Raw genomic sequence first — 20727 nt, 5'->3', positions numbered from 1 at the left:
GCCACCCAGCCCCCTCGCCGCTGCCGGACACCGCCCGCCCCGGCGATTGCGATGCGCGATTGTCCAACAGCGCTGCGTATACCCATCACCACGACTGTGACGGAGCCGATAGCGGGCTGGTCTCGCCTGTGCGCATGCTTCCTAACTGGAGCGAGAGAGCGAGAACGGTGATGCGCATTCCCCGCAGGTCCATACCCTTGACCGCCGGTGCGGCACTGGCAGCCGCCACGCTGGTGGTGACGGTCTGCGGTGCCAGCGGCGTCGCCGCGTCCCAGCCCGCCGACGTCAGGGGCATGAACACCTCCGTCCCGGCGCTGCCCGCGCACTTCACGCAGCAGAAAGTCCACTGGGCGGCCTGTGGCGCGGACGTCACCCCCGACGCGGTGCCCGGCGCGCAGTGCGGCTGGGTGAAGGTACCTGTCGACTATGCCGCCCCGAACGGGGAGACCGTCAAGCTGCGGGTCTCGCGGGTTCCGGCCAAGGACCACAGTCGTCGGCTGGGGTCACTGCTCTTCAACCCCGGCGGGCCCGGCGCGGGCGGTGCGTCCGACGTGGCCAACGGGAACTGGCAGGCCGGCGGACAGGCTCGCGCCCGCTACGACCTGGTCGGCTTCGACCCACGAGGCATAGCCGGCTCCGGGCAGATCAAGTGTCCCGACGGTGTGGCGCAGGGGCCCGAGAACCCGCCGCGCACCGTACCGGAGGCAGAGAAGACGTTCGCCGACGCGACCAGGCGTGCCCAGGCCTGCCGGAAGGCGAGCGGCGCTGTTTTCGCGCACATGGACAGCGTGAGCGTCGCACGCGACCTGGATGTGCTGCGTACGGTCCTGGGGGACGCCAAGTTGAACTACACCGGCGTCTCCTACGGCACCTTCATCGGCCAGCAGTACATGAAGCTGTTCCCCGGCAAGGTGGGCCGGATGGTGCTCGACGGTGTCGTCAACCCCGCCGCCGACATGCGGCAGGTCGCCCGGCTTGACGTCAAGACCGCCGATGACGCGACGCGGCGATACGCCCAGGACCTCGTCGCCCGCGGGGACGACCGGCTGGGAGCCACGACCGGGGAGATTCTGCGCAGGCTCACCGAGCTCGGCAGGAAACTGGAGCGGGAGCCGCTGCGAGGGGCCGACGGCGAGGAGTTCACCGACGCCACCTTGTCCGCGTATCTGGCGACGGCCGTGACGACCGAAAAGAGCTGGAAGGGCCTGACCAAGGCGCTGGTGGCCGCTCTGAACGGGGACGGAACCGCCTTCGAGCGCCTCGACGCCGAGATGTCCGGCGAGAGCGGTGGTCAGAAGCTGACACCGCAGGAGGAGCAGGCCGAGGAGAACGAGTCCTCAAGCATGCCGGCGGTGCTGTGCCTGGACTCCCCGTCCGCGCCGAAGTCCCCGAAGGAGATGCTCGCCACCGCGGACGCGTTCGCCAGGCAGTCGCCGCTCTTCGGGCGCTACTACGCCTGGCAGATGATCGACTGCGCGACGTGGCCGATCGCCCCCACCGGAGCGGTCGAACCGATCAAGGCATCCGGGGCGGCACCGGTGCTGCTGGTGTCGTACACCGACGATCCACTGACTCCGCTGGCGAACGCGCGGGCGGTGCACCGGCAGTTGGACAACAGCTCGCTGCTCGTACGCAAGGGCCAGGGGCACAGCGCGTACGCCTCGGAGGATCCGTCCACGTGCACCGACCGTGCCGTCGACACCTATCTCGTCGAGGGAAGGCTGCCGGACAGGGCCGCTGACTGCCCGCGCTGACGTAGGGATTCCATCCGTTGGATGGACAGCCCCCTCGGCCCGCGTCCTACGGCGACCACGCCGCCTCGGGTCTACCACCCCAAGGTCTGGGATTCGCCTTTCTCCGCGATGACGATTTCTATGGGGTCCGGGATGGTGCGGGCGTCGAGCGGGTGAGGGGGCTTCGGGAGCACCAGTGTGTGGAGGAGGGGGAAGCGGGCGAGCCAGTTCATACCGTGAAATACGGAGGTGTAGCCCTCGCGCAGCCACAGGTGCGTCAGCCGCTCCGCGGGGATCTGCGACGCGAGGTCGCTCGGATGGTGTGTCCCGAGAATCTGGATTCGGGCCCGGCCCCCCATCGCCCGCAGGGCACAGAGATGTTCGATGCTCGCGGCGGTGAAGTAGAGCCCGCCGTCCTCCGGAAGGTGGGAGATGATCTCCTCGGCATAGGTCGAGCAGTCGAACCGGTGCCATGACCAGGCCAGTTGGCGGCGAACCGCCAACGACGGGTGCGTCCGGAAACGGGCCAGATAGGCGATGGCGGCGTTGGAGGCCAGCCGGGTGGCGGTGATGACGCATGCCTCGGCCTGGTCCTCGTCGAGGTGCTCCGGATCGGGCAACATCGATACCACGTTGGGCCCACCGTACTCGGCCAGGCGGCGGGCCGCCGTGAGGTTGCTCGGCGGCAGAAAGTCACGGGTCAGCGACATGATGGACTCCTTGAGTACGGAATCCACCTCGGGGGCGTGATCCAGGCACGATCGCGCGAGGAGGACGCGGCGCAGGGGCAGCCTGCGCCGCCCGTCTTTGTCCGAGGGAGGGGACATCCGTGCCCGGTGGAACCTGAGCTGCGGCCGGCCCGGACTTGTTGCGTCGTGAGGCTGCTCGTCGGTGAGTACGGGGACGAGACCGCGCAGAATGCGAGCCCGTTCATCTGGTCGGCCGTGGGCCACAGCCATGCGGATGACGTCTTCCCACTGGGAGTTCTCAGCGTTGTCCTGAAGCCACGGGAAGTCGCGGGCCTCGACGATGGCCTTGGCAGCCAGGTAGTCCTGGAAGGTGCGGTGAACGAAGTCCACCGTGTCGGTCGTGGGCTGCCGCAGCACTCCGCTGCGGTCCAGCAGATAGCGCAGGACCGTCTCCGCGTCGGCCTCGATGTGCGTCATCGACGGAAGTTGCTCGGCGAGGACGGCGTGCGCATCGTCCCGGTCCATCTCCGACCGGTCGTTGCGGACCATCCAGTGTGCGATGCGTTGCAGCAGCGCGATCTGAGGTTCCTTCCCGATCCGCAGGTCGCCCTTCTGGTGCATGCCACGCTCGAGGTCGCGACGCTCCAACAACATGGCCAGTGCGGCGTCGTAGAGTTCCTTGCGGTCCTCGGGCAGGAATCCACGACGTTCGCGGTGCAGGGCGCACAGCAGTCCGCACATCAGTGGGTTGACGGCAAGGTGGCCGAGATCGGGCTTGGTACGGATGGCCGTCAGCAGGGCTTCGGCGGGCTCCTCCCCGGCCCTCGCTGCGGCGTGCCATCGGCGGATGAAGGCAGCGATGTCCCCCTCCGACATGGGCATGAGGGACAGCTCTGCGAAGGTGTCGGCCTGAAGCCAGTCGTCCTGGACCGCGGAGGGCCGCGTCGTCACCAGCCATAGGTTCTTGGGGAAGGCGGCGATGAGCCGGTGCAGCCATTGCCGCGCGTTTTCCCGCATGTCGTGGGGGACTTCGTCCACCCCGTCGACGAGCAGGAGTCCGCGGCCGGCCGTGAGCACGCGTTCGGCCCAGCCCTCGGGCTCGGTAAGGGGAAATCCGACCGAGGACAGGAACTCCGACGGTCGCGGAAGCGTCTGGCGGGCGATGGTCCTCAGCGGCAGCACGAACGGCACGCGTCCGCGCAGTGCCCCCAGCTCGTCCGGTAGGTCCTCACGGGCAGTGGTCACGGCCAGCCATTGAAGGAGCGTCGTTTTGCCGGATCCCGCCAGGCCGCGCAGCAGCGCCCGGTCCCGCCCGGCCAGGATGCGCTCGGTGGGAATGGGGACCGCCGGGCCTTGTCTGGTCTCGGCCTCCAAGGAGATGTACGCGGCGTCGAGCTGCCATTCGCGTGCGTGGCCCAGGTCCAGCCCATAGATCGTCAACTCGCTGTGCCGACGGATGAGTTGCTCCGCGTAACGCGCCTCGAAGGCCACGTCCTGGGCGTTGACGCTGGGGACGCGATCCAGCAGTGCCGACATGTCGGCCTGCATACGCCCCTGCCGCCGGGTCTGTTCCACGAGCGTGCGTGCCACGAACGTGGAGCGTTGGGTGAAGAAGTGCAGAATGTGTCGGCATGCCACACGCAGGACGGCGTCGTGCAGGGCTACGGCACTCTCCGACAGGAACAGAAACGTATTCGCCGGCACGACCTCCGTCAGCCGCTGCGCGAGCCTCTCCTCTCCCAGCTCGACGGCCTGTACGTCGTCCATGTCGAGATCGCCGAGCGCGTGAAGGGTGAGGGCCAGTGCGTGAGCGGTGGCGGCCTCCTCGTGTGCGGCCAGCCGATCGCTTGCGGGCAGCGGCTCGACTACCCGCCGTACCAGTTCCGCCGCCAGCTTGTGCAGTTCCTGCTCACTGAGGCTCTTCTTCTCGCCACGGAACGACAGCCATCCCGAAATCCGTACGGGGCGCTCCACGAGCCCCGCTCCGGCCCCCTCCGCGACGAGCAGCTTCCGCACCAGCGGCTTAAGTGCAGCCGAGCCCAGCCGAGTTCCGATGACCGACAGATCCATCCTGGCCTTCCCCTCCCGCGCGCCGCCATGGCGTGCCAGCCGTGCGGATCGAGTATGTCGGATCTCTCCTCAGCAGGTTTCCTTGTCAGCAATGCGGCTCTCACGGAGGCGGTGTCAGCGATCGGACGGGAGGCGTTCGACGGCGACCATGGCCGCGTCGTCGCCCAGGCAGCCGCCGGAGTGAGCCATCAGATCCCGGCAGAGGAATCGGAGGAGATCCTGGGGCCTGTCGCCGTCGTCCTTGCCCGACCAGGCGGTGCTCCGTTCGGCCAGGGGGTAGAACCCGCCGGACGTGTCGCGCGCTTCGATGACACCGTCGGTGTACAGCAGGACGACGTCACCGTCCTCGAAGGGGAAGCACTCGACGGCGAATTCAGACCGGACGAATCCGGTGAGCCCCAGGGGAAGCGCGCGCTGGCTCACCTCCAGCGGCGTGACCCGGCCGTCCCTCAGCAGCGGCGGCGGGGGGGTGTCCGCGGTTGACCAGATGCAGGACTGACTCGGCATCAGGAACGTCCAGGACTGCCGTGGTGATGAACGCCTCCCCCTGGTCGGCGCGCTCGTCCTGGGGAGCGCCGGGGTCCGTCAGGTCGGAGGAGGCCGCTCCGTCGAGGTGCTCGACCAGGGCCGGTAGCTCCGCCTGCCGGTCGGCCGTCGCGACCTGGTCCCACAGGTCGGGGGGGGTGGCCCCGCCAACCCGGATCCGGCCATATCCGGGATCTCTGGTCCCGTCCATCGGGTCCTGCGGCACCTCAGGGTCGTGCCGTCCAGCGCCAGTTCGTCACCGCGCGAGGCGGGCACCCGCACAAGCGGAGTCGGCGGAGTCGTCATGCCGTCGACTATGACAGGGCCCACTGACAACGGCTGGATGGACGGACGGCAGGGTAGACGGTCACGATCTTCCGTCAGCTGAACTCGGCCGCGTGGTCAATGGCCCACTTCGCGAAGGTGCCGGCCGGTCGGCCGGTGAGGCGCTCAACATGATCGGTGGTGCGGTGTGACTCCGGTCGATACACCGAGGCCGCGATCAGCGCTTCCACCAGTCGTTCGGGGCGACCGTCCGCGAGCATGCGAGAGCGCGCGAGGTCAGCGGGGAGCGCTTGGAAGCGCAGACGACGCCGGAGTGCGGCACCGAGGAGAGCGACCTGGTCGGCGCGACCGAGCACCTCAGGCCCTGTCAACACATATGGGCCGTCATCCAGTTGGTCGTGCGGTGCGAGCAGTACGGCCGCGGCCGCATCAGCCACATCGCGCTCGTCGACGACGGCGGTGCGCGCGACGTCAGGGCCTGACACCACGTCGCCCGCCCGCAATTGCGGAGCCCAGCCGCGGACGTTGGAGGCCAAGGTGTCGCTGCGCAACACCTTGGGTCGCAGACCGGCCTCGTGGAGCAGTGCCTCCATGTCCGCGTGTACCTGAACGATGGGATCACTCTGCCGATCGGCTTCGTCGTCGATGGCTGTCGAGGACAGGTAGACGACGCGGGGCGCCGCTGCGGCGAGTTCCGCAACCAGGTCGTGGGCCGGGGCGGAATCGAGCAGTGGCCAGATCAGAAAGACGGAGTCGATGCCCACGAGCGCCGCGCGGACGACCGTGGGGTCGGTGAGGTCGCCGACCACCGACTCGACTCCGGGGCGCGAACCAGTCTGATGGCGCACAAGGCTTCGCACCCGCGCGCCGTGTGCCTGGAGGCGGTCGACGACCTCACGGCCGAGGTTGCCGGCCGCGCCGGTGACCAGGATCGATGAACTGTGACGGGCGCCCGCGGGGCGAGTGGTATCAGGCGTGCGAGGGGTATCAGGCATGATCGAGACGCTAAGGGTTCAGGTCGACATGAAGGCAAGGAGCGGGTGGTGAAGACGATCGGAGAAGTAGCCGCGGAACTCGGAGTCGAACCCCACGTGCTGCGGCACTGGGAACAGGTCGGGGCACTCACCGTGCGCCGCGACGGCAACGGCTACCGCATCTACGACGACAACGCTCTGGAGCAGGCACGCACCGTACTGAAACTGCGACGCGTCGGGCTCTCGTTGCCCGAGGTCACCGCCGCCATGTCGCCGAAGAAGTCGGCAGCACAGGAGGTTGTGAGGGCGAAGATCGCCGCACTCGAAAGTGAAGTCGTCCACAGACGGCAGGCAATTACCTTCCTTCAACACACCGTTGAGTGTCGTCATCGATATCTCGACGACTGTCCGGACTGCGCGACGTTCGTCCGTGAGGACTGAACCGCCCCTCCCGCCGGGGAACGCGAGCGGCTCACCCGTCGAGCGCACGAAGGCCGGGCCGGCACGGCGAACCGGGGCACGGGAGTACGGGAGTACTCCGATCCGGCTGCGCGCCGGCGCACGCCACGACCCGCTCTTCGGCGGGAAGACCTCAATATCGGCGGCCGCGGTTGAGCACGCCGATGAGAGCGGCCAGGTCGGCGGCGCCCGCCGGGTCGTCCGCATAGCGGGTGGTCTGGAGGGGGCCGACCTCCGGAAGGACGATGTCCTCGCGGGCCAGGATGTGGACCAAGGTCAGCAGGGCCGCACGGGCGTTGCCGTCGGTGAAAGGGTGGAAGAACGCCACGTCGAGGTACCCACGGGCCGCGCGGGCCGCCAGCGGGACCCCCGGGTCGGTCGCCTCGCGCAGGCAGGCGGCGAAGTCAGCCTGGGTGCGCGGGGTCAGGCCGTAGCGCTCGCGGCCGGCCTTCGCATAGGCGTCCCCCGTACGGAACGACGCCTCCGCCCCGCCGAGGACCTCGCGCTGCCAGCCGGCCAGCAGGGCGAAGTCCAGCGGGGCGCGGCGGGCGGCATCGGCGCGGGCCAGGGTGTGGGCGGAGAGCAGCCGCTCGGCGCGGACGGGATCGCGCCGGCGGACCGGCCCTTCGCACCAGGCTCGGAACCCGTCGTTCGCAGGCGGCCCCGGCCGCAAGCCGGGTGCTCGGTGCCAGTCGGTCTCGCGGCGCACGCGCAGCCAGGTCGTGAGGCTGTCAGCAGCGGTCATGGAACTCCTCCAGGGCGGCCCGCTCGCGGTGGTCCTGGTAGGGGACATGGCCGGTGAGGGCGACGGCGAGGTCCTCACCGACCGATTCGATCAGCGACCGCCCGGGGGTGACCCAGCTCTCGAACCGGCCGCCGATCGCGGTCTCCACCGCCTGTTCGGCGTCGGCCCGGCTCATACCGGTGGTGGCGAGGAACCAGCCCAGGACCAGTCTGGCCTGCCCGTGCCAGCCGCCCTCCGCGCCCGAGTCCAGTGCGTGTGTCACGAGCCGGACGGTGGCCCGCTCCAGGTGCCAACTGCGATCCTCGGGGGAGGCCTCTGGCGGCGGCGCCAGTTCCGCAAATCGCTGGGCCAGCCTCTCCAGCCACTCCCGCCATTCCAGGAGCGCGGCGACCACACGAGCAGCGGTCTCCTCGGGGGTCGTTACCGAAGTTGCTCCATTAACCCAGCTGCCGATCATCCCGCCGTACCGGTAGCACCAGTTCCACCCCTGAGCCCAGCTCCCGTAGCGCTCCCGGATGATCGCGTCCACCTGGCGTTCGCACCAGCGTTCGCCCTCCCACCAGCCCGCCATACCGGAGAGCACGGGCGGAACCCATTCGCGGACCAGCGCGCACAAGCGGGCTTCTTCGTTCTCGTCCCATGTGAAGGGGTGCCGTTCCGGGTCGAGATCTTCCCAGTTCAGCATGGCCCTGTAGGAGGGGGAGGGCACGCGGTTCTCCGGGAAGGGCAAGGTGTCTCGGTTGTACGTCAGCGCCAGACCCGCTCTTCTGTCTGCTCCAATGGGCCCATCAGTCTCGGCCCGCAGAGCCCGGAGTGGCGAGTGATTTTCCGCGCGGCGTTCAGCGCGCGGTCAGGAGCCTCCCGAAAGACGCTGGACCGTCCGCCAGCGTGGGGCCTCGTCGTCGGGGACGTCCGGGGAGGCGAAGTGGAACGGCACCCCGAGGTGGTGGGCCAAGGCTCGCCCTGCCTCGGCGGCGGCGGTGCCCGGCGGGGGCCCGTCAAGGCGCTGGTGGACGGTCGCCAGATGGCCCTCCCCGGACGGGTTGTCCAGGACCGCGACCAGTACCACGAACCAGTCGTGGTCGGTGTCGCCGTCCCAGAGAGCCTCGACCGCCGCCACCCGACCCCGGTGGGCGGCAGCACGGGCCGCGAGTGAGGAGACGTCGAGCGGATCGGGCCGCATGTACCGCACGCGCTCGCCGAGGACCTCGTAGCGCGCGTGGACCACCTGCTCCGCCTCGCGCAGCCCCAGCCCCAGTGGACGCAGTGCCTCCCACACGGTCTTGACCGCCATGAGCCGACGATCACGCAGCACGTTCGCGTCGACCTCCCGGCAGGTCTGACCCTCCAGGTAGGTCCACCAGCCGCTCACCGGGCCACCGGAGATTCCGTGAAGCACGTCATGAGCGACTGGCCCTGTGGGTCGAGCTCGGGTCGGACGCGAGTATCTCCCGAGTGATCGGCTGAAGGCCACCGATGGGCCGGCGCTGCGGTCGACCCTCGCGACCGGCTCCCCGCGAACAGTCATTGCGCATGGTGATCAGTATCCACTCGGGCGGTCGCGGATTCCATGGCGGATCCACGGCCATAGCGGATCCACGGCTCGAAGGCGTCGGGGGGGGGTGGTCAGCGACATGTCGGCCGCAGACTGGTCGACGCACTGGTGGCCCACGGCCGTGTTCGGTGCCGTGCCCGAGCCCGTCGAAGAGGTGTGGCACAGCCATCACGTCGCACCCGCCGGCAGGCCTGATCAGCCCGCAGACGACACTCTTCCGGAGGATACGTCTGAGCGTCCGCCCTGCCGCATGATGGAGGCGGCGCCCGCCATATACCGGAGGGCGACGGGAGAAGAGGACGTGGTGGCATGAGTGACGGAATCGAAGCCGCCGAGACGGCGACGGACGCCGTCGGCTTCAACGCCGATGTGAAACTCACGGTCAAGGCCGACCCCAGCAGAGTCCAGTTCGTCAACATGACCATCGGCACCGTTCCCGGCGGCGCCGACCAGCTGGACGGCACATGGCGCGGGGCGTCCGTGTTCGTCCCGTCCACCGGGGGCAACTTCCACTGGGACGGCAGGCCGGGACAGCAAGTCGCCTTCCTCAGCGACGGTGCGACCGGCAAGGTGGTCGTCGGTCTGCTGGGCTTCATCGGGGCCCCGGGCAAGCTCCCCGGCAGGGGCGCCTCCGGCAACGGCGAGGTGATCGACCCCGTCAACCCGCAATTCCGCGAGGCGATCACCTGGAAGATCACCTGACCGCCACGCGCCGGTCACCTCGCCGGGAGCGCGCTCCGGGAGTTTCGCGCGCTCCCGGGTACCACGAGTGAAGCCAGATGCCGGAGACGTAGGGCGGCAACGGTTCACAGTGCCGTGAACGACATACGCTCGCTCGCCGCGGCGTGCCGGCGGTGGGCCGAGCTTCGCGTGCGCGTACACCCGTCACGCGTCGAAGCGGCGGCGAGCCGCCTCGATGTGGCCGAGGTACTGGTGGGTCCAGTCGCACATGCCGTCGATGGTCACGCGTAGGGCTTGGCCCGGCTCGGTGAGGGTGTACTCGACCCGCGGTGGCACGGTGGGGTACACGCGCCGCTCGACCAGGCCGTTGCGCTCCAGCATGCGCAGGTTCTGGGTGAGCATCTTGTGGCTGATGCCTCCGATCCCCTTCCGCAACTCGCTGAATCGCAGGGTACGTTCACCGATCCCCTCGATGATCAGGAGCGCCCACTTGTTGGCGACGTCCGAGAAGATCTCCCGCGCCAGAGAGTCCGCGCGCGTCACATCCGCGTCCTCGGGCGAGCCGCTGAACTGCTTGGTCACCATCAGGTTCCCCAGTCACCGAAAAGTGCGTTCTTCCAGGTAGACGGCAACTCTCCTACGGTTCCCGAGTAACCACAAGAGACCGAGAGGGACTTGGGGCGGGCAGCGGAAGCGTTCCCACGGCCTCTCGGGACAAGGAGGCGGACAGCATGGCCATCACCCTGGTCGACCCGGCCGGATTGCCCAAGATCGATGCCTACCGACAGGTGTCGATCGCGTCTGGGTCGAAGCTGGTCTTCGTCGCCGGACAGGTCGCCTGGGACGCCGACGGGGGCACCGTCGGCGAAGGCGACCTCGCAGCCCAGGTCGAGCAGTGCTACCTCAACATCGCCACCGCCCTGGCCGAGGCCGGCGGCTCCTTCGACGACGTGGCGAAACTGACCGTCTACGTCGTCGACTGGACCCCCGACAAGATGCCCCTGCTCCTGGAGGGGATCGCTCGGGCCGCCGCGAAGCTGGGAGTCACTCCGGTCCCGCCGGGCACGCTTCTGGGCGTCGCGGCACTGGACGTACCCGACCACCTCGTCGAGGTCGAAGCCACCGCGGTCATCGACTGACAGCGCGGCAGGGGCCCACCGGGTCAGTCGGTCACGCAGAGCGTCGTTCGCGTCCGCCGGGGACGGCCGCCGAAGGGCGCGCTCACGGAAATGAATCCGGTGGAGCATCTGCCCCGGGGAGATGGTGGGATGGGGATCATGACGAGGACTGACGCAATCGTGGTGCCGGGACTGTACGTCGGCTATCCCGGGGTGGCCTTCGGTGGCTACGTCGCCGGTGTGCTGGCGGAGCGGTCCGAGGCGAAGACGGTACGGGTGGACTTCCGTGGGCCGGTGCCGACGGATGTGCCCGTGCGGATCGACGAAACGGCAGAAGGGGGCGTGGAGCTGGGCGAGGCCGAGCGGCCCCTTGCCGCTGCGCGCCCCGCCGAGCTGCGGCTTGACGCACCGGCCGCGCCCTCCTGGGACGAAGCGGTTGCCGCGACCGAGGCATTCCGGGCGGCGCCGCCCTCGGGTGTGGTCGACTGCTTCGGCTGCGGACTGCGTACTGCCGACCGCGGGCTGCGTATGCACTGCACTCCGGTGCCGGGTCGCGACCTTGTGGCCACTGCCTGGGTCCCGTCGACCGCCTTCGCGGACCCGGACGGCCTCCTCCCGGCCCGACTGGTCTGGGGTGCCCTGGACTGCCCTGGAAACTGGGCGGGCAGCCTTCTGGGCACCCAGCGTCCGGGCGCGGTCACCGCGTCCCTCACGGGCACGATTCTGCGGCCGGTCACCGCAGGTGAGCCATACATCGCCTACGCGTGGCTGCTGTCGGAGTCCGGCCGCAAGCACATGATGGGGGTGGCGCTCGCTACAGCGGAGGGCGAACTGTCCGCCGTCTCCGAGGCGCTGTGGATTGATCCGAGGACGGCGCCCTAGCGCCCGAGGTCTCCTCCCAGTACCTGGCCGTGGACGGCGGCAGGGCAGGGAATTCGTCGTTCCTGCCCGATGCCGTGCACGGCTTCTTCGCCAACGGCGGGGGCCCCTGCTACGTCGTCTCGGTCGGCGACGGCAAGCGACCCGACGCCTACCGCGTGAACCCCGCCTGCGGCCACATCGCCGGCATCTGGGCGCGCACCGACGCCGAACGCGGGGTCTTCAAGGCTCCCGCCAACCAGACCCTGAGGGGCATGCAGGCCCCAAGGCCCGACGGCTCATCCTGGGCATGGGGCACGGAGCAGGCAGGCACATGCCGCACAGCGTCTCCATCGGCCCCGCGAGGCGCACGGCCTTGACCTCAAGTGCGCTTCAGGTAGGAGCCTTTCCTCATGGACGCCGAAGAGATGCAGCGACAGTTGCAGAGCCTGACCGACCGCGCTGAGATCGCCGACCTGATGGACCGCTACCTGCGTTCCCTGGATGACGGGGTTTTTGACGAGGAGTGGGCTCGCGCGTTCCACACCGAAGACGTCACCGCGGAGATGCCCATCGGCGCCGTCCATGGCCGCGATGCCCTACTGACTCATGTCCGGCGAGGAATGGCACTGTTCGACCGAACCGTGCATCTGGGCACCAACGCCGTCATCGAGATCGACGGTGCCCGGGCCACTGCCCGTGGCGCCCAGTTGAGCACCCACGTACTGGCAGACGGCTCGGGGAGTGTCTTCATCTCCGCCGGCCATACCGACACCGAACTGGTCAGGACGGCCGACGGCTGGCGGATCTCCGCCTCGACACTGCGGGTGGTGTGGACCCAGGGCCCTCCTCCGCGACTGCCGGACGAATTCGCCCCGGCCCCCGCGGCCTAGGACTGGGGCTGGGGCTGGGGCTGGGAAGACCATGGCGATGCCGATCGGCGGTCGTGGCAGTCGAGGCCGCCACGACCGCCCTCGGGCCGGCCGCGGATTTGCGGCCGGCGAGGCCCACCGTCATCGGCCGGGCGCGCGACGGCGCCCCGTCCTGACGTTGCGGGCACGCCGACTCGTGCGATTCGGGCGCGTCTCGGACCATGGGAGGGTGGGATGGGATCCGGATTTCGGCGGGGCGGAGCCGGTGGACGCGCTCGAAGTGGCGCCGACGGCCCGGACTGCGGTGGCGTGGCTGCCGCCGCAGGAGCTGTGGCCGGCGATTCAGGAGATCCGCTGGGAGCATGATCCGCAGGTACGGCGGTGGCCGCCCCATGTGAATCTACTGTTCGGCTTCGTACCGGAGGATGAGTTCGCACAGGCTGTGCCGCTGCTCTCCGCCGGGGCGGCGGAGAGCGCCGCGTTCACGGCGCGGCTGGTCGGCGTTCGGTACTTCCGGCACCGGCAGTACGCGACGGTGTGGCTCGATCCGGCCGCGGCGGGCCTGGGACCGTGGACCCGTCTGCACCGGGCACTGGGGCTGCGGTTCCCGCTCTGCCGTGGGCGCGGCGATCGCTTCACTCCGCATCTGTCCCTCGGCCGCACTCGGGATCCGCGTCCGCTGGCCGCCGCGTGCGCCGGCCGGCTCGGTGCATCGTCGGCCGTGGTGGAGGAGTTGGTCCTGCTCTCCCGGCGCGGCGAGGGGCCCATGCGGCCCCGGGCCGTGGTCACGCTGGGCACGGGCGAGGTCCGCCGGCTGCCGGAGGATTAGGGGCCGTCGGGTGGGTGGTGTGACCGGCCGAGCGGCGGGCCGGACGGCCTCGCGAGCGGGTGGCGAAGGGGCCGCCGTCGGCCCGCTCCCGCCCTCGTCGTCATGGAAGCGTCAGGGGGGTGCCTCTTCCTGTATGAGAAGCGCCAACGTCGCACGATCGCTCCCTCGCCGGTACTTCGATGGATGCGATGCGGCGGGACCGGCGAGAGGTGAACGCGCCGCAGGACGAGGAAGGTGCACCTGTGAGCAGACCCGGTGACCGGCGCGTGGTGGCCGGCGTGAGTGGTTCGCTGGGGAGCCTGGCCGCGCTGCACCGGGCCGCCGCCGAGGCTCGCGTCACCGGAGCCACCCTGCGGGCCGTACTGGCCTGGGAGCCGCCCGGTGGGGAAATGGGCCACCGGGGTGGGCTCTGCCCGCCGCCGGTGGCCGATGGGCGTCGGCTGGCGGCCGACCGTCTGATCAGTTCGCTGGAGACCGCCTTCGGCAGCGCGGAGCCGGGGGTACCGCTGGAGTGCCTGGTCGTACTCGGCAAGCCGGGCAAGGTCCTGCTGGCTGCCGCCGACCGGCCGGACGATCTGCTGGTGATCGGGGCCGGAGCCCGCGGCCGGCTACGCCGGGCGATGTGGCCGTCCGTCGCCCGCTACTGCGTCGCACACGCCTGCTGCCCGGTACTGAGCGTGCCGCCCTCTCCTCTCCACCGCGCTTTCGATGCCGTGCACCGCCGCAATGTGTGGCGGCTCCCGCTCGACGCACGGGAGTTGGCGGACTGACCGCCCGGCTCCCAGTCGCACGGAAGCACCGGCGCCGATGGTTTCCGACGAGATGCTTCTGGATGCGAGCAGTGGAGGATCTTGGACTTCCGGCGATACCCGACCGACCTTGAAGCCGCCCTTGAAGCCGGCCTCGGCTCCCGGCTCACCGCCTATCGGGGCCGACCGCACGGCGACTCATCCGCCCCAAGCCCCTGCACCGGAGCCGACGCAGATACGAGCGGCGGGTGGGTGTGGGCACGGGGCCGAGAGCGTCGTGGTGCCAGGTGCCAGATAGTCAGCAGGGCAGCGGTCAGCAGGGCGCTGTGCCACAGCAGGGCGTCCAGTCGGCCTGCCGCGAGGTAGGCGCCCGTGGCCACGGCCGCCAGCGCGCACACGGCGCGGTCGACGATGCTCTCGACGGAGAGCAGGGTGGCACGGGGTGCGCCGTGGGGAATGGCGTCGTTGACCAGCTTGCGCTGGAGCGGGTAGGTGAAGCCGCAGACGGCGGCGAACAGGCAGAGCAGAACGATGACGGTCCATGGGACGCCGAGGGCGAGACCTGCCAGTGTCGCGGCCATCGCGAGGCTGAGCAGTGTCACCCATGACGCCGGCCGCAGCCGTGGGGTGAGCCACTGCGGGCGGGCCGAGGCCACCGCCTCCGCGACGGTCATGGCGGCCAGTACCGCGCCGTGCGAGCCTTCGCCGATGCCGTGGTCCAGCAGAACGGGCTGGAAGAGGTTGACCTGGCAGATGCGCGAGAGGGTGAAGACCGCCACGCCCTGCACCATGACCAGGGCGAGCCACGGGGTGGCGCGCAGGCTGCGCAGCGCGGCGGTGGCGTCGTGCAGGGCGGGCCGGCGGCGCGGGCCGGCCGCGTGCGGGGCGGGGGCGGCCTGGCCGGGCAGGACCAGGGCGCAGAGGAGGGAGCCGGCGGCGCTGACGGCGCTCAGTGCGTACGGCGCGCCGTGCGCGAGGTTCATGAGGGGGCCGACCAGCGGCCAGCACAGCACCTTCGCGCCCAGGCCCCAGGCCCTCGCCTGTCCCTCGGCTTTCAGATAGTGCTCGCCCGCCCCCTGCGCGCGCAGGCTGTCGTAGAGGTAGGCACTGGCGGCGCCCGAGGTCAGGGAGCGACCGGCGGCGATCGCCAGGAAGTGCGCCAGGAAGCCGGTGTAGGTGGGAGCAAGGAGGGGGGCCAGGTTTGCCGCGGTCATCACCACGGCGCCGGCGCGCAGGCAGTTGCGCGCCCCGATGCGGTCGGCCACCAGTCCGGTCGGGATCTCGAACAGGCAGAAGGCGATGTAGTAGATGCTCTGGATGCCGAAGATCTGTCCGTCGGAGAGGCCCGCCTGCCGTTGGTAGGCGTAGAAGACCGGCATCCACCACAGGAGGTTGAACAGCAGCTGGAAGGTGTTGTTCAGGCGGATGGTCCGGCGGGCCCGGGGGGCCAGAGGCGGGGGCGTGGCGGTGGTGCCCGGGTGGGTGCTGCGGCGGTTCATCGGGCGTAGGGGCGGATCTGGACCAGGTGGAAGGCTCCCTGATCGGTCATCAGCCACTCGATGTCGAGCGGACGGTCCACGTCCGGTGCGCTGAAGTGTGACTGGAGCAGCCGGCCGGCCAGGGCCAGGTGTGCCAGCCTCTCCCTCGTGGCGGCGGGCAGGTCACTGCCGCAGGAGCCGAGCGCGACGGTGCGGCCACCGCCCTCGACCGTGTTGTAGAGGTACTGCAGGGGCAGGGCCGTGCCGTCGACGACGGCCTCGGGCGATCCGGGCGAGCAGTTGAGGCAGACGTTGCGGAAGTCCGCGCGCCTGGTCGGGTTGCAGGTCACCAGTACTCCGCCGAGGGTGGCCGGCAGGTACGGCTGGACGATCACGCCCATGTAGGTGTCGTCGGGGGAGATGCCCGCCTGGTGGCGGAGCCTGACGCTGCGCGGCGACAGCAGGGAGGCCCACACCTCGCGTACGGCGTCCAGGAGGTGGTCCGCGCCGTGCACGGAGGTGACCGAGGTGTAGACGCCCGCCGCGGAGAAGCCGGGCAGGTCCTCGGCGTTGGCGGAGGAGCGGACCACGAGTCGGCGGCCGGCGGCCGGCCCGGTGGGCAGTGCCCGGAGGATTTCGCGGGCCACCTCCTCGGGGAGGGGCGTGGTGCGGACGAGTTGCTGCAGCCGCAGGCAGAGCGGCTCCACGGCCTCGGGAGTGCCGCGGTCGAGGGCCGCCTTGAGTTGCAGGATGCCCTGTCGCAGTGCCGGGGAGGAGCGCAGGAAGCGGTGCTGCAGGCCGAACGGGAGGGCGGTGCCGTCCGGCGCGCTGACGGTCCCGGCCACGAAGTCGGCCGCCGCGGCGCGGAGTTCGCCGGGGGCCGCGGGGTGCGTGGTGCCGAGGCGGGCGGCCAGATGCCGGTAGAGGTCGGGGCGGGGCGGCCGCGGCTGCCCGTGGAAGGCGGTGAGGTCGGCGGTGCGGGCGTGCAGGACGTGATGGAGCTCGCCGAGGTTGGCCGCCTTGGTGCCGTAGCGGTTCTGATCCGTGCGGCGCAGTCGGTGCAGGGGCCGTGCGGACAGGTCGTCCAGCAGCGGTGTCCGCAGCCGGATCCGTCGGCGGGGCGGGGTCGGTGCGGTCGGCACCGCCGCCGGGGCGAGCGGGACGAGGCTGATGTCGTCCTCGGTCACCCGGTAGCGGACCCAGCCGCCGTCCAGGCTGTCGGTCTCGATGAGCCGGTCCAGGTCGCGGACGATGGCGTTGGGGATGCCCCAGCCGGCGGCGAGGACGTTGGTGTGCGAGAGCGGTGTGGTCGTCGCGGTGTTGATGAAGCCCGCGACGCGCGGCACATCGTCCGGCAGGCACGGCATGGCCAGGATGTCGGATCCACCGAGTGTGCCGGCCGCGGCCGCGTACTCCTCGGTGGTAGGGAAGTGGCGGAGCCGGCCGGCGGCTTCGCCGGGGTTGAGCGGGGTGCGGGTGCGATGGCCGAAGAGCTCGTGGCTCAGGATCCGCGGCACCCGGGCGTCGCTGATGGCGGCGAGAGCGTGCTCCTGCCCGTGGTTCGCCGGCTTCAGCAGCAGCGACAGCCGGCCGTCGAGCCGGTGGCGGACGAAGGAGTAGAACTCCTCCAGCAAGGGGCCGTCCATCGTGTCGGCCTCGGTCGTCTCCAGGACGAGGAAGGGCCGGCGGCGGCCGTCGGTGTCCTGGTCGGTGTGCAAGGAGAGCACGCCCAGCAGGAAGCGGCGGTCGGGGGCCATGTAGACCGAGGCGTTGAAGGCGTCCAGGCAGGAGTCCAGTTCCGCCGGTTCCATGCCGAGGACGCGGGTGGCGATGTAGTCGACGTGGAAGGGGTGGACGGCGGTGTCGAGCAGGTGCCAGGTGTCCTCGGCGCGGTCCACCACGACCTTGAGGTACGGGTGGCCGGCGAGGGAGCCGGAGAGGCTGTGGAACAGCGGCAGTGCGAGGTGCTCGCCGACGGTCGTGCGATCGGTGGCGGGAAGTGGAGCGGCGGCCGGCGGGGTGAGGGTGGTGTTCATGAGCGGGCCTCCGTGGCGCCGGCGAGGGGCAGGACCTTCGGCAGGGCGTGCACGAGGGCCTGGAAGTCGTGGAGCACGGTCCCGGGGTCGGTGGCGGACAGCAGGCAGAGCGCTGCCATCGTGTTGGCGCCCGCGGTCGGGTCGTACACCGGTACCGGAGCACCGTCGGGGAGCGAGTTCTCGGCCACCACGGACAGCCGGCTGCCGGCGCTGAGCGGCAGCGCGTCCCGTACCGTCGGGAAGTCCCAGAGGCGACGGTCGGTCCAGGCGTCACCGGCGGCGTCGACGGCGAGCACGACGAGCGAGCCGGCCGCACCGGACGCGTCCTGGGAGGTGAGGGCCTGGGCGGGCCATTCGACCGGCCGCCCCAGCAACTGGTCGACGAGCATGCCGATGAGGTCCAGGCCGAAGACCTCTTCGATCTGGGGGATGGTCATCGCGCCCCCGAACCGTGCAGCGGTCTCGATCACCCACATCCGGCCGTCCGCACCGAGCTTGATCTCCGTGTGGGTACCGCAGTTCTCCAGGCCCAGCGCGTCGACGGCGTCACGTGCGAGGGCCACGATCCGCTGCTGGGTGTCGTCCGGCAGCGGCACGGGGGTGATGCCGGCGCGCTCGGTGAAAGGGGCCACGGTCGGCATCCGGCCACTGAGGCACACCGGGCGGAACTCCCCGTCGGCGACGACGCCCTCGACGCTGACGTAGTCGCCCCAGCCGCTCTGCTCGAACCAGCCGTCGGCGGTGCCGGGGACGATCTCCTCGACGAGGAAGTCCCCGCCGGCTCCGGCCACGTGGAGCTCGGCGTAGCCCAGCTGCGCGGATTCGGCCATCACGGCGCCTGCCCGGTCCCACGCCGCCGCTATCTCGTCGGCGGAGCGGATGATCTGGTGTGCGGTGGAACCCGCGCTCCAGGCGGACTTCAGCAAGAGGGGGAGGCGGAGCGTGGCGGCCGCGTCGCGGAGTTCCTGCTCGTCGGCCACCGGACGGAACCGCGGCTGGGAGATGCCGCGCTGCATCCAGGTGCGGCGCATCAGCCGCTTGTCGCGGGCAAGCGCGCTGGAGCCGCCGGCTCCGGCGAGGCCGAGTTTCCCACAGGCCTCGGCGACCGCGACGACCGCGTACTCGGAGAAGGTGACGACCGCGTCGGCGCCGACGGCCTCGGCCCGGGAGACGATCAAGGACACCAGATCGTCCCCTTCGGTCCCGGCGGGGCCGAGCACCGAGGCGCACAGCCGCTCGGCGACCGGGGCCGCGCTGGGAGGAAGCGTGCTGAGCGCCAGCAGGTGCACTGCCGACCGCGCGGCGACCCGTGACAGGGCATACCCCAGGGGCGGACCGCCCTTGGCATACACGAACAGCACCGTGCTCACTGGAATTCGACTCCTCTACAGGTGGGTGGGGGCCGTGCCTACCGGTGGACCGGGGCGGCCGACGGGCCCGGATCCGCTGTCCGTGCGCCGTACTTCAAGAGAAGCACCCGAACGCCTCCCGATGCGGCGCTGAGGGCTTCATGCACTCAGGCAAACGCCAGAGTTGTGGAGTTCACCGACAGCCCGTGAAGATTCCGTGATGCTGTATGGCGGTGGGGAGATCGGGCCGGCGGCCGGGGCTCATGCCTCCAAAACGGCCGAGAAGCGGGCATGTGGCCGGGGAGCTCCGGATACGCATGGCGGTGGCGCGCATACGCGCCGCCATGGAACTCGTTGAACTCTTCGCCAAAGAGGGGCCGTTGTGGACGAGACCGGTCTGAAGTCGCTGCTCGAACGCCTTCCGGTGTCCTGGTGGGAGGCCGACCGCGAACTGCGGGTGATCGACAGCGGGGGTGGTGCGTTCGACGACACGGGGACCGCGCAGCGCTTCCTGGACACCGTGTGCCGGGAGCCGTCCGGCCCGTCCGCCTCCGGAGTCGGCCACCGGCAGGCGCGGTTCGACGGCCGGCTCTTCGACGTGCACTGGCGTCCCGGCGCGCCGCGGCAGGGCCGCTCCCGCGGGCTCGCCGTGGAGGTGGGCACGGGCCCGGCCGCCGACCGCCGTTACGACGCCTTCGCCGACCTCGCCCCCGCCGCGGCCTTCATCCGGGACGCCGGCGGTCGCTACCTGTGGGCGAACCACGCCTACGCCCACCTGTACGGCACCACACCGGAGCAGGTGATCGGCAAACACGTCGCGGAGGTCGACTCCCCCGTCGACGCGGCGCGGGTCCTCGCCCTCGACGAGGGCGTGCTCACCCGCGGGAAGCCGGTGCGGCACACGCTCACCTATCACCGCCCGGACGGCAGCAGCGGGCAGGCGGCCGGCCATCGCTTCCCCGTGCAGGAGGGCACCGAGACCTGTGTGGCCGGCATCTACGTCGACATCAGCGACTACACCCGCGCGCTGCACCAGCAGCGGGAGGCCGAGGAGAGCCTGTGCGCGCTGCGCGACCACAGCGGGCTGCCGTGCGCGCTGATCTCCGCGGGCGGCCGGATCCAGCAGGCGAGCGCGGCGGCAGCCGAAATGCTGCAGATCCGGCTGTCCGACCTGGTCGGCCGCCGGGCCGACAGCGTGCTGGCGCCCGCCTCGGAGTCGGCCGGGCTGTGGCGCGGCTGGCGGGATCTGATAGTCCGCCGCAGCCGGCGGATCCAGACCTCCGCCGTGCTCGTCGACGCGCACGGCCGGCAGCGCAGGGCCCGGCTGCACCTGACGACGGTGGGGCGGGGCACGGCCCGCGCCACCAGCGTCTGGGCGGTCGTCACCCACCAGGGCATCGCCCACGAGTCCCACCCCGACCTGACGGCAAGCCAGGAACGCATCCTGTCGCTACTGGCGGTCGGCCGCAGCAACGCGGACATCGCCGTCTCGCTGCACCTCTCCCGTCAGACCGTCGACTACCACCTCAGCCGCCTCCGGGACCTCCTGGGCGCCCCCAACAGGTGCGCGCTGGTCGCTCGCGCCTACGCCCTCGGCATCCTCGTCCCGCAGTCCTGGCCCCCGCGCTCGGTGACCTTCACCCCCTCACCGAGAGCCATGTAGACGGACCACGGGCACGGCCACGGGCACGGGCACGGGCACGGTACATGGTTCGCCCTAGC

19 protein-coding genes are annotated in these 20727 nt (G+C 70.7%); 9 read left to right on the top strand and 10 right to left on the bottom strand.

The features are described 5' to 3' along the window. The first annotated feature begins 197 nt into the window (after window positions 1-197). Window positions 198-1754: an alpha/beta hydrolase gene (locus ACZ5XZ_RS02675; RefSeq protein ID WP_468973849.1), complete on the top strand. Its 1557-nt coding sequence runs from the start codon at window positions 198-200 to the stop codon at window positions 1752-1754. Between the two features lie 71 nt (window positions 1755-1825). Here ACZ5XZ_RS02675 and ACZ5XZ_RS02670 read toward each other — a convergent pair whose 3' ends face one another. The 3 genes from ACZ5XZ_RS02670 to ACZ5XZ_RS02660 form a co-directional block, all read right to left on the bottom strand. Continuing rightward, on the bottom strand, window positions 1826-4492 hold the full coding sequence (locus tag ACZ5XZ_RS02670) for an NACHT domain-containing protein (RefSeq protein WP_468973847.1): 2667 nt from the start codon (window positions 4490-4492) through the stop codon (window positions 1826-1828). Between the two features lie 114 nt (window positions 4493-4606). After that, complete coding sequence (locus tag ACZ5XZ_RS02665; RefSeq protein WP_468973845.1) at window positions 4607-4999, bottom strand: PP2C family protein-serine/threonine phosphatase; 393 nt, start codon at window positions 4997-4999, stop codon at window positions 4607-4609. A gap of 398 nt (window positions 5000-5397) precedes the next feature. Beyond that, complete coding sequence (locus tag ACZ5XZ_RS02660; protein WP_468973843.1) at window positions 5398-6297, bottom strand: NmrA family NAD(P)-binding protein; 900 nt, start codon at window positions 6295-6297, stop codon at window positions 5398-5400. Between the two features lie 48 nt (window positions 6298-6345). Here ACZ5XZ_RS02660 and ACZ5XZ_RS02655 point away from each other — a divergent pair, with 48 nt between their 5' ends. Further along, window positions 6346-6717: a MerR family transcriptional regulator gene (locus tag ACZ5XZ_RS02655; protein ID WP_468973841.1), complete on the top strand. Its 372-nt coding sequence runs from the start codon at window positions 6346-6348 to the stop codon at window positions 6715-6717. Window positions 6718-6868: 151 nt separating this feature from the next. Here the strand turns inward: ACZ5XZ_RS02655 and ACZ5XZ_RS02650 are convergent, their stop codons facing one another. The 3 genes from ACZ5XZ_RS02650 to ACZ5XZ_RS02640 all read right to left on the bottom strand — a co-directional run bounded on the left by ACZ5XZ_RS02650 (window position 6869) and on the right by ACZ5XZ_RS02640 (window position 8852). Beyond that, window positions 6869-7480 carry a Fic family protein gene (locus ACZ5XZ_RS02650; protein ID WP_468973839.1) on the bottom strand — a complete coding sequence of 204 codons (612 nt, stop codon included), beginning with the start codon at window positions 7478-7480 and terminating at the stop codon, window positions 6869-6871. Continuing rightward, on the bottom strand, window positions 7467-8165 hold the full coding sequence (locus tag ACZ5XZ_RS02645; protein WP_468973837.1) for a hypothetical protein: 699 nt from the start codon (window positions 8163-8165) through the stop codon (window positions 7467-7469). The genes ACZ5XZ_RS02650 and ACZ5XZ_RS02645 overlap by 14 nt, the downstream gene beginning before the upstream one ends. A 165-nt stretch (window positions 8166-8330) precedes the next feature. Next, window positions 8331-8852, bottom strand: coding sequence for a hypothetical protein (locus tag ACZ5XZ_RS02640; protein ID WP_468974165.1), 522 nt, complete (start codon window positions 8850-8852; stop codon window positions 8331-8333). Between the two features lie 492 nt (window positions 8853-9344). Here ACZ5XZ_RS02640 and ACZ5XZ_RS02635 point away from each other — a divergent pair, with 492 nt between their 5' ends. Then, window positions 9345-9737 (top strand): hypothetical protein, encoded by a 393-nt coding sequence (locus ACZ5XZ_RS02635; RefSeq protein ID WP_468973835.1) that lies wholly within the window; start codon window positions 9345-9347, stop codon window positions 9735-9737. 183 nt (window positions 9738-9920) lie between these two features. Here ACZ5XZ_RS02635 and ACZ5XZ_RS02630 read toward each other — a convergent pair whose 3' ends face one another. Next, a complete protein-coding gene (locus tag ACZ5XZ_RS02630) occupies window positions 9921-10301 on the bottom strand; it encodes a winged helix-turn-helix transcriptional regulator (RefSeq protein WP_468973833.1) in 381 nt (126 codons plus the stop codon). A gap of 146 nt (window positions 10302-10447) precedes the next feature. Between ACZ5XZ_RS02630 and ACZ5XZ_RS02625 the strand changes: the two genes are divergently transcribed. From ACZ5XZ_RS02625 to ACZ5XZ_RS02605, 5 genes are all read left to right on the top strand, one after another. Further along, a complete protein-coding gene (locus ACZ5XZ_RS02625) occupies window positions 10448-10855 on the top strand; it encodes a RidA family protein (RefSeq protein ID WP_468973831.1) in 408 nt (135 codons plus the stop codon). Between the two features lie 138 nt (window positions 10856-10993). After that, window positions 10994-11716, top strand: a complete 723-nt coding sequence (locus ACZ5XZ_RS02620) for a hypothetical protein (RefSeq protein ID WP_468973829.1) — start codon at window positions 10994-10996, stop codon at window positions 11714-11716. A 389-nt stretch (window positions 11717-12105) separates the two neighbouring features. Further along, window positions 12106-12585 carry a nuclear transport factor 2 family protein gene (locus ACZ5XZ_RS02615; protein WP_468973827.1) on the top strand — a complete coding sequence of 160 codons (480 nt, stop codon included), beginning with the start codon at window positions 12106-12108 and terminating at the stop codon, window positions 12583-12585. 208 nt (window positions 12586-12793) lie between these two features. Further along, window positions 12794-13393, top strand: a complete 600-nt coding sequence (locus ACZ5XZ_RS02610) for a 2'-5' RNA ligase family protein (protein WP_468973825.1) — start codon at window positions 12794-12796, stop codon at window positions 13391-13393. A gap of 242 nt (window positions 13394-13635) precedes the next feature. Beyond that, window positions 13636-14163, top strand: a complete 528-nt coding sequence (locus tag ACZ5XZ_RS02605; RefSeq protein WP_468973823.1) for a universal stress protein — start codon at window positions 13636-13638, stop codon at window positions 14161-14163. Window positions 14164-14315: 152 nt separating this feature from the next. On the opposite strand, the gene ACZ5XZ_RS02600 is transcribed toward ACZ5XZ_RS02605, so the two are convergent. The 3 genes from ACZ5XZ_RS02600 to ACZ5XZ_RS02590 are packed head-to-tail and all read right to left on the bottom strand — an operon-like array spanning window position 14316 to window position 19026. After that, window positions 14316-15641: an MFS transporter gene (locus tag ACZ5XZ_RS02600; RefSeq protein ID WP_468973820.1), complete on the bottom strand. Its 1326-nt coding sequence runs from the start codon at window positions 15639-15641 to the stop codon at window positions 14316-14318. Continuing rightward, the gene (locus ACZ5XZ_RS02595; protein WP_468973819.1) at window positions 15638-17656 is read right to left on the bottom strand and encodes a PEP/pyruvate-binding domain-containing protein; all 2019 of its coding nucleotides are present in this window, start codon (window positions 17654-17656) and stop codon (window positions 15638-15640) included. The genes ACZ5XZ_RS02600 and ACZ5XZ_RS02595 overlap by 4 nt, the downstream gene beginning before the upstream one ends. Beyond that, window positions 17653-19026, bottom strand: a complete 1374-nt coding sequence (locus tag ACZ5XZ_RS02590; protein ID WP_468973816.1) for an ATP-grasp domain-containing protein — start codon at window positions 19024-19026, stop codon at window positions 17653-17655. Before ACZ5XZ_RS02590 ends, ACZ5XZ_RS02595 begins: the two co-directional genes overlap by 4 nt. A gap of 361 nt (window positions 19027-19387) precedes the next feature. Here ACZ5XZ_RS02590 and ACZ5XZ_RS02585 point away from each other — a divergent pair, with 361 nt between their 5' ends. After that, the gene (locus tag ACZ5XZ_RS02585; protein WP_468973814.1) at window positions 19388-20668 is read left to right on the top strand and encodes a helix-turn-helix transcriptional regulator; all 1281 of its coding nucleotides are present in this window, start codon (window positions 19388-19390) and stop codon (window positions 20666-20668) included. Window positions 20669-20727 lie beyond the last annotated feature (59 nt).

It is taken from the genome of Streptomyces sp. NPDC033270, assembly GCF_055576575.1.
Note: the sequence above shows the minus strand (reverse complement) of the source record. Positions and strands in the feature narration are given on the sequence as shown.